Here is a 14785-nt window from a genome sequence, read left to right on the forward strand (position 1 = left end):
GTGCCCTCGAAGGCGAGTGCCGGCAGCAATCGGGGCCGGCCTGCTCCTTTCAGCTCACGGCGGCCGGGGAGGTGCCGCCGGGGACCAGGAGGCGGGGTTCGCCCGTGCCGTCCGCCGGGACCGACCAGATGTCACCGGCGCGTCCTTCGCCTCCCGGGAGGGCGTAGCCGACGGTCCTGTCGTCCAGCCAGGCCGCCTGGTCGTCGACGCCGCGCGTCTCCGCGAGCGGGTGCTCGCGCAGGTCCGCCAGGTCCAACACGTACAGTCGCCAGGGTGCGGCGGGATCGTCGGAGACCTTCTTCTTGAAGGCGATGCGGGTGTTGTCCGGTGACAGGGACGGGCATTCGACGTTCTCGCGCAGGGCCTTCGCCGACCAGGCGTGTAGGTCCCCTTCGACGAGGTGGGTGCGGCCCTTGGTCGACACCGTGGCGTAGAAGCGGTTGTCGTCCCGGGCGAAGGTCACTCCCCAGTAGTTGACGTCGGGCGCGTGGTAACGGGTCCCGTCGATGGTGAGCGGAATCTCCTCCATCGATTTGATCAGGTAGCCGGTGCGCAGGTCGAGGATGGAGGTCCGGGTGGAGAAGCCGGTCGTGGCGTACGAGTCGCCGATCGCGAAGGCCGTCCAGGACAGCACGTTGCCCGAGGCCGAGACGCGGGCCCGGTTGGGGATGCCGGGTACCGTCACGCGCTTGACCTCGCGCAGCTGCCGGTCCAGTACGAGGGCCAGGGTGCGGGCCGGGATGCCGGGCAGCTTGCGCAGGCACAGGGCGCGCTCCCCCGCGGCGTAGAAGCGCTCGCAGGCGGGGCCTCCCGTGGCGGGCGGCGCGCCGGTGCCGCTCCGGCGGGCCACCTGTCCGGTGGCCGAGTCCCGGTAGTAGAGCCCTGGTTCGGCCAGGCTGAACGATGCGTCCGCGGTGGCAGTCGGCAGATCGCGGTGCCTTGCGTGCAGTACGTAGCCCAGGGAGCCGCCCCCGAGCAGCAGGACGGCGAGCACGACGAGGGCGAGCCGGCGGAGCTGTGAGGGGCGGTGGTTCACGGTGCCTCCGGGGTGTCGAGGGCGGGAGCGGGTACAGGGGCGAGGGCGGGTGCGGGGGCGGGCAGAATGCGCCAGGCGGCAGCGAGCGCCCCCGCCAGGGTGAGCGCCGCCGCCCACAGGGCGGGTCCCTGTCCCCAGAACGTCCAGGCGGCCCCGAAACCCGCGGCGCCCAGCAGCCGGGCCAGTGCCTGGCCGGTCTGGAGCACCGCGAGCCCGCCGGCGCGGCGGTGCGCAGGCAGTACGGGGCCGGCCAGCGCCATCAGGACCCCGTCGGTCGAGGCGTAGAAGACGGCGAGGAGTGCCGGCACCGCGGCCACGGCCGGCCAGGCCACGGGGAGCAGCAGGACGGCGTACGCGCCGAGCAGCGCGGCGTGTCCGGCCAGGAACGGCAGTCGGCGCCCGACGCGATCGGCGATCCGGCCGGCCGGGACGGCGAGCAGCAGGTATCCGGCGGCGGCGCCGAGCGGCAGCAGCGGGAACAGGGCGGGCGGCAGGTCGAGGCCGCGCTGCAGGAGCAGGTAGAGGAAGGAGTCGCCGATGGTGGCGGCTCCGAGCAGGCAAGCGGCGTACAGGATCCGGCGGTAGACGGGGTCGCGAAGTGCGCGCGGCTGAAGGGGGGTCGGCCGGATCGGTGGTGCGGGGGCGGCGGAAGGGACGTAGAGCACGAGCAGGAGCACGCCGAGCAGGCCCGTGCAGAAGCTGACGGCGAACACCGCGTCGTAGGCGTCGGCGGTCGCCCACAGCACGGCGAACGCGGCGAGGGGGCCCAGAAGCGCGCCGGTGGTGTCCATGGCGCGGTGCACGCCGAACGCCCGGCCCAGTGTCTCCGGCGGGCTGCTGAGCGAGATCAGCGCGTCGCGCGGGGCGGTGCGCACGCCCTTGCCGAGACGGTCGGCTGCGAGCGAGGAGGCGATCCCCGCGGTGGCGCCGTCGGCGAGGAGCAGCCCGAGCCGGGAGAGGGCGGAGAGCAGGTAGCCCGCACCGGCGACCCTCTTGTGGCGGCCTCCGCGGTCGGCGAGTCGGCCGCCGATGAGCCGCACGAGGGCGGTGGCTCCGTTGAACATGCCGTCCAGGAAACCGAATTGGAGCGGCGAGAGGCCGAGGCCCAGGACGAGATAGAGCGGCAGCACGGCCGTGACCATCTCGGCGGAGACGTCGGTGACGAGGCTGACCGCGCCCAGCGCGATGACGGTGGCGGGGACGCGCCGCCGGGCCCCGAAGGGGCGGGGCGGCGCGTCCGGGCGGCCGGCGTTGGCCAGGTACATCAGTGGCAGCTGTACTTCGGGCTGGTGTCCTTGACCCCGTCGGCGGCGACGTAGGTCCAGCTGTAGCCCGAGTCCGTGAAGTCGAGCTTCAGTACCCCGTACTGGCCGCTGATGCGCTTCTGGCTGTTGGGCTGCACCTGCTCGATCGGGTAGGGCTCGGCGCCGCCCATGCCGCCGACGATCTCCACGATCCCGTCGGCGGCCGCCTTGCCGTCGGGGTTCTGCGGGGCGAACCGCTCGTAGTGGTGGTCGTGTCCGTTGAGCACCAGGTCGGCCTTGGCGCCGTAGAGGATCTTCCAGACGGGCTTGGAGACGGGGTCGTTGCCGTGTCCGCCCGAGGAGTACAGCGGGTGGTGCCAGTAGGCGGCTATGCACTGCTTGCCGTTGGCGGCGAGGTCGGCCTTGAGCCAGTCGATCTGGGCGGCCTGGTCGAAGGCGTTGGAGTCGAGGGCGATGAAGTGCCAGTTGCCCTCGTCGAAGCTGTAGTAGCTCTTGCCCTGCGGGTAGGCGATGTTCCCGAAGTACGCCTTGTATCCGGCGAGGGAGCCGGCCGGGTCGTACGTCTCGTGGTTGCCGGGTACGGGGTGGGTCTTGGCCTTGAAGGCGCCCCAGCTCTTGTCGTAGTAGGCGCGGAAGTCGGCGATCCGGGCGTCGTCGTACTGGTTGTCGCCCATCGTCAGGTAGAACTTCGGGTCGATCTGCCGGGCGAGTGCGGCGGTCTTCGGGTGCGCACAGCCGCTGTCGGACGCGGTGCACTGGGCGGCGATGTCACCGGCGGCAACGACCGTGAAGGCGCCGCCGGGGGGCGGGCCGCCGTCCACGGTGCCGTACACCTCGGCCTCGAAGAGGGAGTAGCCGTACGCCGTGCCGCGCGCGGTGCCGTACACGCGCAGGTACCTGCCCTTGCCCGAGAGGCGGGCGAAGTCGTCGGTGCCGCCGTTGCCGGCCTTCTCCTCGGCGATCCTGGTCCAGGTCGCTCCGTCGGCGGAGACCTCGACGCGGTAGGCCTTGGCGTAGGCGGACTCCCAGGTCAGCTTGACGCGGGACACGGTGGCGCCGGCGCCCAGGTCGACGCGGATCCATTGCGGGTCCTTGCCCTCGGCGCTGGCCCAGCGGGTCGAGGGGGCGCCGTCGAAGGCGTTGGCGGCACCGAGGGAGGAGCTCTCCGTGGAGGAGGCGGTGGCGGGCTTGCCGCGCGAGATGAGCGGGTCGGCGGCGGCCCCGGCCCGGCCGGGCCAGGCGAGGAGCAGCCCGGCGACGAGCGCGAGCACGGCGGTCACGACGAGGAGGGCGGGCCGAAGCCGACTGCCCGGTGCGGGTGGTGGGGTGGAGGCGTACAGGTGCATGCCTGGACTCCTTGGCCTGGGAACGGCGAGAGCTGGACACCGGTGCGGAGAACGCCGCCCCCGGACCACGGAGGCGAGCAGGGGCAGCGTCACGGCGGCCGGGTCAGAGCTCTCGCTGAGCGCGTCATGCCCATGACATCAGGCACCGCGCCAAGCCGCCGTCGGGGAGCGTAGCGGATAGGAAAGTTTCCTACCAGTGGTTCAACACGACTGTCGGCAGGGGCAGATGGGGGCCACGGCACAGGCGGGGCGTCCGATGCGCGCCGCGTCAGGTCGGCCGTTCGAGCGCGGGCTGCCTGTCGCTCCTCGCGGCCGCCTGCGGGCGGTAACAGTTCGGCCGGGTCCGGCCGGAGGACGACGACGGCATCGCGTTCGACGGCCTGGTCATGGCCGCGGGGTTCTGGGGCGCCGGCTCGCCCCGGAGCCGCCTCCTCAGGGGTTCCGGCCGGGGACCACCAGCCCGCTCTCGTACGCCGTCACCACCGCCTGGGCCCGGCTCTCCAGGCCCAGCTTCGTCATCGTCCGGCTGAGGTGGCTCTTGACCGTGGCCTCGGTGATGAACAGCCGCCAGGCGATCTCGGCGTTGGCCAGGCCCTGCCCGACCAGCTCCAGGACCTCCAACTCCCGGCCCGTCAGCGCGTCCAGTCCGGCGGCCCCGGCCCTCGCGGCGTCGCCGCCCCCTTCGCGGCCCGCACGGGTGGCGAAGGCCTCCACGAGCCGCCGCGTGACCGTCGGCGCGAAGAGGGCGTCCCCGCTGCCCACGGCGGTGACGGCGGCCAGCAGCCGCTGGGGGCCCGAGTCCTTCAGCAGGAAGCCAGAGGCCCCGGCCTTGAGCGCCCCGTACACGTACTCGTCCAGGTCGAAGGTGGTCAGGATCAGCACGCGGGGCGCCGGGGGCGGGGTCCGCGCGAGGATCTTCTCCGTGGCGGCGATCCCGTCCATGCGCGGCATCCGGATGTCCATCAGGATCACGTCGGGGCGGGTACGGGCGGCGAGCTCGACCGCCTCGGCGCCGTCCGTGGCCTCGCCGACGACCTCGAAGCCCTCCGCCACCTCGAGCAGGCCCACGAGCCCGGCCCGGATGAGGAACTGGTCGTCGGCCACGAGCACCCGCAAGGGTCCGGCTCCCGTCATGCCGGGCGGCCGTCCCCCGGCGGCGGTACGGTCCGGGCGGAGGTCGGCAGGGTGAGGCACACGGCGTAGCCCCCTTCGCTGCGTGGCCCGGTGCTGATCGTTCCTCCGTAGAGCTTGGCCCGCTCGCGCATGCCGATCAACCCGTTCCCGCTCCCTCGTGCCAACTTGGCCGGAACGGCGTCCCCGCCCGCGCCGTCGTCGGTCACGGTGACCGAGAGGTGCGTAGGCCGGTAGTCGAGGGCCACGGTCACGCGGGCGCCCGGGGCGTGCTTGAGGACGTTGGTCAGCGCCTCCTGCGTCACCCGGTACGCACACAGCTCCACCCCGGGGGCCAGGGCGCGCGCATCGCCCGTGATCCGCAGGTCCACCGGAACGCCGGCGGCCCGGATCCGTTCGGCCATCTCCGCCAGCCGTGACAGGCCCGGCATCGGAGCGTCCCGGCCCGGGGATTGCGAGCCGGCCCCGCCGTCGGGTTGCTCCTGATCGGTGTCCCGCAACAGGCTGAGCATGCGGCGGAGTTCGTCCAGCGCCTCGGCGCTGGTGTCCTCGATGGTGGACAGCGCCGCCCGGGCCTTGCGGGGCGCCGAGTCGAACGCGTACCCGGCCAGGCCCGCCTGGACCGAGATCACGGACATGTGGTGGGCCACGATGTCGTGCAGTTCCCGTGCGATGCGCGCGCGTTCCTCGGCGACATCGCGGCGGGCCCGTTCGTCGCGCTCCCGCCGTAGCTGGCGGGCCAGTTCGGCCGATCGGCGGGCCACCCGCCCGAACCGCCACAGCACGGCCGGGAAGACCACGGCCTGCGCGAGCACGGTCGCCATGGATCCGCCGGGACCGTTGCCCAGCAGTCCCGCGTAGACCCAGACCGCCCCCATCAGGACAGCGCAGGCCGACGAGGTGCGGACCGGGCAGAGCGCGGCCACCGTGTACACCGCGAGCATGGGACCGAAGCAGGTGACCACCGGCCAGTACCCGGCGGTGATGTACACGAACCACATCAGCTGGGTGAACAGGCAGACCGCGACCGGTGCCTTGGTCCGCAGGGCCACCGGCACCGTCACCAGCCCGACGAGCAGGTAAGCGGCGAGGTCCAGGGGAGGCCAGCCCTGGGCGACCGCCTCCCGGCCCAGCAGCACGGCCACACCCGTCTGCGCGAGGGCTGTCAGCGCGTCCATGGAGGAGGGGCGGATCCGCATCGCCGCAGCCTAGCCCGGACGGCGCAGACCGACCTCCCACTCCCGTACTCAACCCTGAGTGGGAGAACGGGCGGCCCTGCGCCGGAGGTTGACTCGGAGATCCATCCGGCACGGGACGACGGGCCCGGGCGGCGGCCCGTAGCTTCATGTCCCGGCAGCACGGGACCGGCCGACCACCGGTCCCCCACACCAGGACAGCGGGTCACTCGGGGACACCCCGGGAGGAACGGCCCGCGCCGATCGAAGGACGGAACAGCCATGCTCGTCAGCAAGCGTCTCGCGCTCCTCGTCGCCTCCACTGCCTTGTGCACCGGTGTCACCCTGGCCCCGTCGGCCGTGGCGGCCACCAACTCCGGTACGTCGGTGACCGGTTCGCGCGGCTGCAACCACACCGACTCCCAGCCCACCATCAGCAGGGGTTCCAAGGGCGCTGCGGTCAAGCAGGCCCAGTGTCTGCTCAAGACCTGGAACGTGAACATCGGCTCCTCCGGCGTCGACGGCGACTTCGGTCCCGACACCGACCACGCCGTGCGCGAGTTCCAGCGCCGGGTGAAGGACATGTGCCACATGCCCGTCGACGGCATCGTCGGTCCCAAGACCTGGAGCGCCCTGAAGAACCCGCGCTGCCGACGCGGGGATCCCGGTCACGGCCCGGCCCCGGGAACACGGACCGGGCCCCGGTCCGCGCGGTCGTCGTCCGACGCGCGCGGACCGGGGCCCGGCCGTCCTGTGCCCGCAGCAGCCGGACCTTCACCCGGCTGTCCGCCGAGGCCGAAATGCGGTGGACAGCCCTCTGGTGCTGGGCGAGCATCTCCGCGATGAACAACGAACCTCTCACCACGCCCAGACGCGTCCGCTTCGTCGAGCTCAGCGCAAAGGCGCTGCGGGCGCTTGCCGACGGTGACCTCGCAGGCGGCAGCGCTGAGGCCGGGGTCGCCCTCGACGAACACTTCGTCGGCGAACGAGCGCGCTGGATCTTCGGCTACCGCGCTGACCAACTCGCCGGGGACCCGTCCGCCGCGCCCTGGCTCACGCGGGCCGCGGTGTCCGAACCGGACGGGGCCGTCGTCGGCGACGCCGGGTTCCACGGCCCTCCGGACGAAGCCGGCATGGTCGAGGTCGGCTTCACCGTCGTGCCCGCCCACCGCCGCCAGGGCTACGCCCGCGCCATGCTGACGGCGCTGCTCGCCAGGGCCGCCGCCGAACCCGGTGTCAGGACCGTGCGGGCCCGTATCAGGTCCGACAACGACGCCTCCCTGGCCACCATCGCGGGCTTCGGCTTCACGCGCGTAGGCGAGCAGGGCAACGAGCGCGACGGCATCGTGATCGTCTTCGAAGTCCCGGCATCCGCGGCTCAGGCCGAGCAGCTCTCCCGTGTCGGCGGACACGGTGATCGTCCCGGTCGGGCCGGGACATGAGCACGGCCGTACGGGTCCGGAACCTGGCGGCGTAGCTGCGGCCGGACTCCGCCGCAGCCGGCCACGCACTGATGCTCCTCCGCATCGGTTTGCGTTGAACCGTGTGGGCAGATCCGGGTCAGTTCAGGTCGTACGCGGTGTCGTGGTTCGGCTGATACAGCCCGACCGTGCCCGCGCCAGGCACGGCCAGAGTGGTGACCGAGCCCCATCGCTGTTCGGTGATGTCGGTCGTGAACTCGACGCCTTTGGCTTTCAGCTGTGTGACCGTGGCGGCGAGGTCGTCGCACATCAGGAACAGTTCGGTGCCACCGGCGGAGTGCGGGTCGGTGGGGTGCACGGCCAGTTCGCCCGGCGGGGATTTGAAGATGAGCCAGCCGGCTCCGGCGTCGACGTACGGGAACCCGAGGACGTCGCGGAAGAAAGCGCGTGCCGCCTCGGCATCGGTCGCGTAAATGATCGTGTGTGCACCCGTGATCACCTGCCCAAGCTAGCAGCCCGTCCAGTTGCCCCGCTGAGTACGCGCCGCGCGTCGCGGTCCACACCGCCCGTGGAGACGGACTGAGGGGCGCGCGGACCCTTGGCGACACACTCGACCTTGATCAGGTCTTGTCGCACTGGGGCGAAGCCTGGGCCCTCGTGTTCCACTCTTCGGAGCTCACAAGGTGAGGCCGTGCTGACGGCGTCCAACCATCCACGCGGGCTACGGCCCCGCCGCTGTTGCGAACCCAGGCTTTTCCGTTCGGGTCCATGAACTCCAGCCGAAGTTGCGCGAGGTCGCCTTCCGCCAGGCTCAACGACGGCTGTTCCATGGCCATGGACCGCAGCAAGGACTGGTTCGGGATGTCGATCTGCTTGCACGGTTGCATCAGGTCCACATCCCACCACACTTTGCTCGCCGGAAGCGTGAGTCGCATCGCCATGGCCCTTGAACTACCGTTCACTACGATCACCTCCGACCCCATCCGGTAGAAATCGACGAGGTCGGCGTAGGCCTTCTCCCTCGCGTCTTGGGCGCGTTGCTCCTCCCTTTCGGCGCGCTGATCCGCTCTCTTGGCGCGCTGGTCCTCTCTTCCGGCGTACAGTTCGGCTCGAATTCCGAGCACCAAGCCGATGAGTGACGCGACCACGGTGACGGCCGCGACCGCGAACCGTCCGAGATCAACCATCGTGACACGGTACGGCTCACGCTCCGGTGCAGTGCCGTCCTCAGGTGCCGTCGCCTCCTCGGTCGCGCTCAGTTCCTCGGCGCTACTCGCCTCCTCGGATGCACTCGCCTCCCCCGGGCCGCCACCGCCTCCGTCGGGAGAACTCGCCTGAGCGTGGGCGGTCGGCGGCTCGACAGGTGCCGACCCTTCATCCTCAGAGGTGGGCGGCCGTTCTTCGCCGATGCGTTCAGTCATAACCCCATGGATGTCCCGCCGACAGTGGAACTAGGCCGTTCCCTTGGGATCATCTGATCGTTTGATTGCCGTTGCTCGACGCCCAGCGGGCACGCGTTGAGCCGGAGCCGGGCGCGCGCGAATGTACGCACGCCCCCAACGCGCCTCCAAGGGTCCACGCGCGCCCTTGCCGGGCATTTCGGACGATCACTACGGTCACGGAACGTACGCACCATGCACAGACAGTCACCCCAAGGGGACGTATGAACAAGGCTGCTTGGTGTTCGATCGCGCTCGCGACCGTGCTGGCCGTCCTACCGCTCGGAGTGACGGCGGCCGAGGCGGAGCCGCCCGGGCCCCTGTCCGCCGATGCCGTGGCGGCGATGACACCGGAGCGGCAGGGCGAGGTGCTCGAACCCCTGAGGATCGTGGCCGACGCCGCGGCCCGGGCCGGCCGGGGTCCTCAGGCGGACGTGTACACACAGGTCGAGATGGCCGCCGACTACCGCTCCGTCAACGTCTACCTCACCGATCCGAACCGGGGCGCGGCCTTCCTCGACGCGGTGCACAAGGCCGACCCCAAGGCCGACACGAAACTGCTCAACGTACGCAAGAGCGCGAAGACGCGGCAGCAGCTCAGGGAGGAGATCACGGCCTTCCGCAGCCGCCAGGACCTCCCCTTCAAGCTCGAAATGGCGGGCAGCACCGTCGACGGCAGTGCGATCGAGCTCGGCGTGGACGACGAGCAGGCCGCACGGCAGTACCTCGCCAGGCCCGCCGTCGCGCAGCAGCTCACGGACGACGGGGCCACGCCCCTGCGCATCCGCCAGTCGTCCGCCTCGGTGCCCCTCAACCGGTGGAACGACTCGGCTCCGTTCTACGCGGGGGCCGCACTCGGCCCCGCGACGGGCTCGTTCGCCCACTGCACCAGCGGCATCCCGGCCATCAGCACCGTGGACCGCCGTCAGTGGCTCGTCACGGCGGGCCACTGCTACGGCCTCGGCGAGACCGTCTACACGGCCGGCGGCAGCCAGATCGGCCGGGTCGGGGCCAAGTTGGCCGACCTCGACTCCGCGTTCATCGAGACGCAAACGGATCGCCGCACATGGGACGGCCTCGACGAGAACGGGTACTCCCGTTACCTCAACGGGGTGCGCAACGTGGCGGTGGGCGACTTCACCTGCCAGCTCGGCTACGACTCCAAGGTCGTCTGCAACATCCGCACCACGTACGCGGGCAGCGCCACCTGGGTGACCGACGGCGCCTACGTCTGGGGAAGCGCCGGCGTCCCGCACAACGGAGGCATCGTCGCCCGGCCCGGCGACAGCGGCGGCCCCGTGATCACCATCAACAACCAGGATTCCCGGCAGCTGAACGGCATGGTCGTCAACGCATGGGGCTGTGAGGGCACCGGCACCGGCCGGGTCTGCCGTTACGAGGTGGGCTGGATCGAAGTGGAGGACATCTTCGAGAAGTTCGCCATCACCCTCAACCCCGCCTGACACACCCGACCCGCACGCCCTGTGTTCACCGTTCGCTAGGTCGCCTCCGTGCAGGCGGGGTTCGCCGCCCACTCAGGTCACGTTCGGCTGCGACGGCGGGGTGGGCTGGGGGGAGCCCTGCAGGGCCAGCGCGGTGAGGACGACGAGCGAGTCCGTCCAGCCCAGGGGCGCGACCGAGGACGGCAGCCCGGCCGCGTTCACCGTTTCGGGCAGCTCCCCCAGCCCGTTCCTCTTGGACAGCACCCAGTCCAGCGTCTTCCTCGCCCTCGTCTGCTCGCCGGTTCCCGACCAGGCGAGGGCGAAGAAGGAGGTGCTGGCCGTCCAGGCGTACGATCCCCAGCTGAAGTCGGGGTCGTTGCCGGGCGAGACGCCACCGTTGGGCAGCAGCAGCGCCCGGTAGGTGGAGTCCAGCGCGGCGCTCAGTCCGGGCGGGGCAGTGTTGAACGAGGGCGCCATGAACGCCACCGCGCTGTCCCGCCCGTGCTTGCCGTCAGCGGTCCGCGGGTACCCCAGCCGGGCGAAGGCGTCCATGCCGGCGGAGAGGCGCCGGGCCGCGTCCCCCCAGCGCCCTGCGTCTTCGCCCATGCCCAGCCGGGCGGCCAGGTCGGCCGAAGCGTTGAGTCCGGCGAGGAGGGGAGCTGCCGTACCGATGTTGGTGGTCGCCGTGCCCAGTTCCCAGTAGTCCGGGGACGCCGGCGGGAGCCCGTCCGGTCCCAGGGACCGCGCGGCGTAGTCGGCCGCCTTGCGCACCATCGGGTAGAGCGTGCGCAGCCGTTCGTCCCGGTCGCCGGCCGGCGCCGCCTCGTACCACTGCCAGGTGGCCCAGGGGACCCAGCCGTTGCCGTCCAGCTGCCACTTGCGTGCGTCCGGCCGTCCACTGCCGTCCAGCTTCGTACGCGCTTCCCAGGTACCGTCGGTCCGCTGGGTCCGCGCGTCGTAGTCCAAGATCCGGTACGCCTCCTCGTCGTGCCCGGTGGCGGCGAACGCGGCCGCGGCGAAAGCGCCGTCCCGGGGCCAGGAGTACTCCCACGCCGGCGACCACCCCGCGGCGAACGCGCCGTTGGGCTTGAGCAGTGCCCGCATGGACAGCAGGGCGCGCTGCACCCCGGCCCGCTGCACGGCGGTGGTCCCCGGCACCTGGCCCGCGGCCAGCCAGGCGCGGTTCTCGTCGATCTGCGCCAGGGCGCCCGGGTCGTCGGCCGCGACCACGCGGGATGAGGAGCTCCCGTTGGGAAGGTACCGCCACCGGCCGGAGGGCAGGCGCAGTACGTTGCTCCCGTCGACGTAGGAGGCGCCGACGGCGAAGGAGGGCAGGACGGCCTCGGTGTCCACCCCGTTCGTCAGCAGCCCCGCCGTGCGGGCGGCGAGCGCCGAGGCGGGCACGTAGCAGGGCTCCGTCTCCCCACACCGCTCGCTGCCGGTGGGATTGACGTGGAAGGCGAGCCGGGATGCGTACGCGTGCCAGCCTCCCCAGTACGACCGGTCGTAGTTCCAGCTGGTCAGCGAGCCGGGCACGGACCGGAGCGTGCCGTACCAGGCGATCGGCTTGCTCTCCGCCGTGGTCGCCTGGACGAACAGGTAGTAGGTGGCGCCCGCGGTGACGGCGGCGCTGACGGGGAATTCGACCCAGCCGGCCCCCGCCCCGCCCAGTGCGTCCAGGTTCAGGGTCTTCGAGGCGACCACCGACCCCGCGTCGTCGCGAACCCGGCGGACCTGGGCCGTTACGGTCCCGGTGGCGGCCCCGCTGCTCAGGTAGACGCTGAGTCGAGTCAGCCGGGAGCCGTTCACGGTGAACGCCTGGGCCGCCGCGTTGTTGCCGGCCTTCACGCTGAACAGCGCCGTCTCGTGACGGGCCTGCCCTTCGTAGGACACGGCGGTCGTGGCGTCCGGGAACGCGGCGGGGGCGCCCGTGAGCGTCAAGGAGAGCAGACCGGGCAGCAGAGTCTTCGCGAATACCATGGGGTACAGGCCCTCCCGTTGCTTGGCAGGCGCGCGGGGCGGGGCGTGCCACGGCGCCGAATGCTGCACCCACCATGCAGGCCGCAGTCCCGGGGGAAGGCGAGGTCCGGACGTGTCCCACCGGATCGAGGCGTTCCGACGTCCGATCGTGTGACGGAAACCGGCTGGAGTGACAGTCCCGGGGGCGACCGAAACCCGTGTCGAGCGGAAGCCGAATCCCGGGACACGCCCCCGGGAGCTGCAATCGGCAGGGGCGTCAGCAGAGCCGCGTACGCTCACGGCATGGAGGCCGAGCAGGTGGCAGTGGCCGACGACATCTTCGATCGGCTGGACACGAACGGTGACGGAGTACTGGCCGCGGACGATTACCGGGCCAGCGCGGAGCGGCTGCTCCAGTCGTACGGCGCGGGGCCGAACGCTCCGAAGGGACGCGCCCTCATCGAGGCGAATCAGTCCCTGTGGGAGCGCCAGGCCGAGCTGGTCGACCGCGACGGGGACGGGAAGATCGGGCGGGAGGAGTACCGCGAGTGGTTCGCGTCCCTGCCGGCCTCGGAAGCCGGCTCAGGCGCACTGTCGGGTTCACCGGAAGTGATGGCGGTGCTCCACGCGCAGTTCAACCTGGCCGACCGGGACGGTGACGGGGTGATGGACCTCCACGAGTTCACGGTGTGGCGGGCCCTCAAAGGCGTACCGTCACAGAGCGCTGCGGCGGCGTTCGACCTGATCGACGCCGACGGGGACGGTGCGATCACCTGGGAGGACTTCACCGGCGCGGGCAGGGCGCACGGGCTGGCCGCCCTGCTGTACGAGCCCGGACCCGGACCGCAATAGTGGTGACGCGGCCCACGGTCGGCGGCCGGCCGCTGTGAGCTGCCTTCCGGCGGAAGGAAGTTCGAGAACCGGGGCCAGTCGTCAGGGCCGCCTCGGTCCGTTGTCGGTGCGGTGCGCTTCACTGTCCGCCATGGAGCTCACACAAACGACCGTCAACGATCTACTGGCCCGTCTCGGACCCGGAGACGGCTACATGTACCTGCCCGGCGACCTGGACCCGCAGGACCTGACCGACCTGCTCGAGGGCAGGTACGGCGCCCCGCGCATCCTCGTCCTCGACGGCGTGACCGATCCGACCGTCGACGAGTCCAGGGGCGCGGCTCTCCTCGTCCCCTTCGAGCGCGGGGCCGTGACGCTACGGGCGTGGGCGTACGGGGACCAGTGGGTCGGCACGGGCACGGCGCGGAGCAGGGAGGGGACCGAGCGGCCGGTGCTGGTGGTCGCTCACAGGGAGGTGCCCGAACCTTTGCCGGTCGCTCCGGACGAGGACGTCGACTGGTTGCAGCGGCTCATACGGATCACCGGCTGGACGGAGCCCGCCCAGCGGCCGGACGTGGACTGGGCGGAGGTGGAGTCGCACGTGGGCACCGCGCTGCCGAGCGACTACAAGCGCATGGTCGAGACGTTCGGCGAGGGCGCCTTCGATGGATTCCTGGACCTGAACCAGGAGCCGTGGACGGGCCTCAGCGAGGACGGACTGCTGATCTGGGCGGGCACGGAGCACGAGAACTTGTACTGCTGGAGGGTCGACGACGAGGACCCCGACCGTTGGCCGGTCGTGGTGCGGTCCTTCGACGGCGAGGACGTCCCCTTCGACTGCCAGGTCGCGGAGTTCGTCTGCCGCGTCCTCACAGACCCGCACCACCCGTTCACGATGGCCCGCTATTTCGACACGCACTGGTTCATGAACTACCTTCCTGCCGTCAGGCGATGAGATCGGCGCGGGGGGAGCGATGGAGCGGGGGGACTGGCGCAATGATGCGGCGCTGACCGGACGGTCTGCTGCCCTGGCGCCCCTCCGACGGCGCCAGGCCGCTGCCCTGGCCCTGTGGCGGTTGCGTGCGCCGCTCTTCGCATTCGAGCTGGATCCGGAGTGGGGCATCGACCTCGCCGTGCTGGAGTCGCTGTTCCGGTCGGCGGTGTCGCCCCCCGGTGAGCAGTCGAACCGCGCGTACCAGCAGGCGATCGCCGAGTTGTGTGGCGCGCCGCTCTTCACGTCCGAGGTCGACCCGGAGACGGTCGAGCTCGTCCAGCTGGAGACCATCGCGCACCTTCTGACCTTCGGCGAGGTGCTGAACGGACCGGGCGCGGACGAGACCGAGCAGATCATCGACGGCCCGCGCGGCTTGGCCGACCATCTGGACCAGCTGGTCGGGGCCTCCTTCTACGCGCACCCGTCACAGGACACCCACCGCCAGTACCTCACCACCCTGGACGGCTCCATCCGCTGCTACGGCCTGGGCTACCTCGGCTCGCGCAACCTTGCCGTCGAGTCCACGTGCCACGACATCCTCCGTGCCCTGCCGTCCACCGAAGATCTGCTCGCCACATCCGACGGCCGCGACGCGCTCGCACTCTGCGAGGACTTCGGCACGGAAGTGGTCGAGTCCCTGCGGTGGCTCACCACTGGTCACCAGTCGGCATGAACTGACGGAGCAAGCGCAGTCATGCGGCAGGCGCGGGGCAGTGCACACGACTTGCAGCGCCTGCGGTGTCTGC

General features: G+C 71.4%; 14 protein-coding genes. 6 read left to right on the forward strand and 8 right to left on the reverse strand.

From position 1 onward, the window contains the following. Positions 1–49: 49 nt before the first annotated feature. The 5 genes from ACZ49B_RS22065 to ACZ49B_RS22085 all read right to left on the reverse strand — a co-directional run bounded on the left by ACZ49B_RS22065 (position 50) and on the right by ACZ49B_RS22085 (position 5977). Positions 50–1036 (reverse strand): hypothetical protein, encoded by a 987-nt coding sequence (locus tag ACZ49B_RS22065; protein ID WP_468308435.1) that lies wholly within the window; start codon positions 1034–1036, stop codon positions 50–52. Further along, on the reverse strand, positions 1033–2301 hold the full coding sequence (locus tag ACZ49B_RS22070; RefSeq protein WP_468308437.1) for an MFS transporter: 1269 nt from the start codon (positions 2299–2301) through the stop codon (positions 1033–1035). The genes ACZ49B_RS22065 and ACZ49B_RS22070 overlap by 4 nt, the downstream gene beginning before the upstream one ends. Then, on the reverse strand, positions 2301–3647 hold the full coding sequence (locus ACZ49B_RS22075; protein WP_468308439.1) for a discoidin domain-containing protein: 1347 nt from the start codon (positions 3645–3647) through the stop codon (positions 2301–2303). The genes ACZ49B_RS22070 and ACZ49B_RS22075 overlap by 1 nt, the downstream gene beginning before the upstream one ends. Before the next feature lie 432 nt (positions 3648–4079). Further along, complete coding sequence (locus ACZ49B_RS22080; RefSeq protein ID WP_468308441.1) at positions 4080–4781, reverse strand: response regulator transcription factor; 702 nt, start codon at positions 4779–4781, stop codon at positions 4080–4082. Continuing rightward, a complete protein-coding gene (locus ACZ49B_RS22085; RefSeq protein WP_468308444.1) occupies positions 4778–5977 on the reverse strand; it encodes a sensor histidine kinase in 1200 nt (399 codons plus the stop codon). The genes ACZ49B_RS22080 and ACZ49B_RS22085 overlap by 4 nt, the downstream gene beginning before the upstream one ends. A gap of 258 nt (positions 5978–6235) precedes the next feature. Between ACZ49B_RS22085 and ACZ49B_RS22090 the strand changes: the two genes are divergently transcribed. Further along, positions 6236–6799 (forward strand): peptidoglycan-binding domain-containing protein, encoded by a 564-nt coding sequence (locus ACZ49B_RS22090; RefSeq protein ID WP_468308446.1) that lies wholly within the window; start codon positions 6236–6238, stop codon positions 6797–6799. Beyond that, positions 6796–7395 (forward strand): GNAT family N-acetyltransferase, encoded by a 600-nt coding sequence (locus tag ACZ49B_RS22095; protein ID WP_468308447.1) that lies wholly within the window; start codon positions 6796–6798, stop codon positions 7393–7395. Before ACZ49B_RS22090 ends, ACZ49B_RS22095 begins: the two co-directional genes overlap by 4 nt. A gap of 118 nt (positions 7396–7513) precedes the next feature. Here the strand turns inward: ACZ49B_RS22095 and ACZ49B_RS22100 are convergent, their stop codons facing one another. Continuing rightward, the gene (locus ACZ49B_RS22100) at positions 7514–7873 is read right to left on the reverse strand and encodes a VOC family protein (RefSeq protein WP_468308450.1); all 360 of its coding nucleotides are present in this window, start codon (positions 7871–7873) and stop codon (positions 7514–7516) included. Positions 7874–7994: 121 nt separating this feature from the next. Continuing rightward, on the reverse strand, positions 7995–8795 hold the full coding sequence (locus ACZ49B_RS22105) for a hypothetical protein (protein WP_468308452.1): 801 nt from the start codon (positions 8793–8795) through the stop codon (positions 7995–7997). 242 nt (positions 8796–9037) lie between these two features. Here ACZ49B_RS22105 and ACZ49B_RS22110 point away from each other — a divergent pair, with 242 nt between their 5' ends. Continuing rightward, positions 9038–10276 carry a chymotrypsin family serine protease gene (locus ACZ49B_RS22110; RefSeq protein ID WP_468308454.1) on the forward strand — a complete coding sequence of 413 codons (1239 nt, stop codon included), beginning with the start codon at positions 9038–9040 and terminating at the stop codon, positions 10274–10276. A gap of 72 nt (positions 10277–10348) precedes the next feature. Here ACZ49B_RS22110 and ACZ49B_RS22115 read toward each other — a convergent pair whose 3' ends face one another. Next, a complete protein-coding gene (locus tag ACZ49B_RS22115; protein WP_468308456.1) occupies positions 10349–12235 on the reverse strand; it encodes a glycoside hydrolase family 15 protein in 1887 nt (628 codons plus the stop codon). Positions 12236–12517: 282 nt separating this feature from the next. Here ACZ49B_RS22115 and ACZ49B_RS22120 point away from each other — a divergent pair, with 282 nt between their 5' ends. From ACZ49B_RS22120 to ACZ49B_RS22130, 3 genes are all read left to right on the forward strand, one after another. Then, positions 12518–13066 (forward strand): EF-hand domain-containing protein, encoded by a 549-nt coding sequence (locus ACZ49B_RS22120; protein WP_468308459.1) that lies wholly within the window; start codon positions 12518–12520, stop codon positions 13064–13066. Positions 13067–13196: 130 nt separating this feature from the next. After that, positions 13197–14000, forward strand: coding sequence for a hypothetical protein (locus ACZ49B_RS22125; RefSeq protein ID WP_468308461.1), 804 nt, complete (start codon positions 13197–13199; stop codon positions 13998–14000). 19 nt (positions 14001–14019) lie between these two features. Next, a complete protein-coding gene (locus tag ACZ49B_RS22130; protein ID WP_468308462.1) occupies positions 14020–14712 on the forward strand; it encodes a hypothetical protein in 693 nt (230 codons plus the stop codon). The last annotated feature ends 73 nt before the right edge of the window (positions 14713–14785 follow it).

The sequence above is a fragment of the Streptomyces sp. NPDC031132 genome, from assembly GCF_055570595.1.

Bases quoted from the DNA above. Each gene is read 5' to 3' on its own strand.
- ACZ49B_RS22105 (WP_468308452.1), bottom strand. From the start codon at position 8,795: ATGACTGAACGCATCGGCGAAGAACGGCCGCCCACCTCTGAGGATGAA.
- ACZ49B_RS22070 (WP_468308437.1), bottom strand. From the start codon at position 2,301: ATGTACCTGGCCAACGCCGGCCGCCCGGACGCGCCGCCCCGCCCCTTC.
- ACZ49B_RS22095 (WP_468308447.1), top strand. From the start codon at position 6,796: ATGAACAACGAACCTCTCACCACGCCCAGACGCGTCCGCTTCGTCGAG.
- ACZ49B_RS22090 (WP_468308446.1), top strand. From the start codon at position 6,236: ATGCTCGTCAGCAAGCGTCTCGCGCTCCTCGTCGCCTCCACTGCCTTG.
- ACZ49B_RS22120 (WP_468308459.1), top strand. From the start codon at position 12,518: ATGGAGGCCGAGCAGGTGGCAGTGGCCGACGACATCTTCGATCGGCTG.
- ACZ49B_RS22130 (WP_468308462.1), top strand. From the start codon at position 14,020: ATGGAGCGGGGGGACTGGCGCAATGATGCGGCGCTGACCGGACGGTCT.
- ACZ49B_RS22125 (WP_468308461.1), top strand. From the start codon at position 13,197: ATGGAGCTCACACAAACGACCGTCAACGATCTACTGGCCCGTCTCGGA.
- ACZ49B_RS22080 (WP_468308441.1), bottom strand. From the start codon at position 4,781: ATGACGGGAGCCGGACCCTTGCGGGTGCTCGTGGCCGACGACCAGTTC.
- ACZ49B_RS22075 (WP_468308439.1), bottom strand. From the start codon at position 3,647: ATGCACCTGTACGCCTCCACCCCACCACCCGCACCGGGCAGTCGGCTT.
- ACZ49B_RS22110 (WP_468308454.1), top strand. From the start codon at position 9,038: ATGAACAAGGCTGCTTGGTGTTCGATCGCGCTCGCGACCGTGCTGGCC.
- ACZ49B_RS22115 (WP_468308456.1), bottom strand. From the start codon at position 12,235: ATGGTATTCGCGAAGACTCTGCTGCCCGGTCTGCTCTCCTTGACGCTC.
- ACZ49B_RS22085 (WP_468308444.1), bottom strand. From the start codon at position 5,977: ATGCGGATCCGCCCCTCCTCCATGGACGCGCTGACAGCCCTCGCGCAG.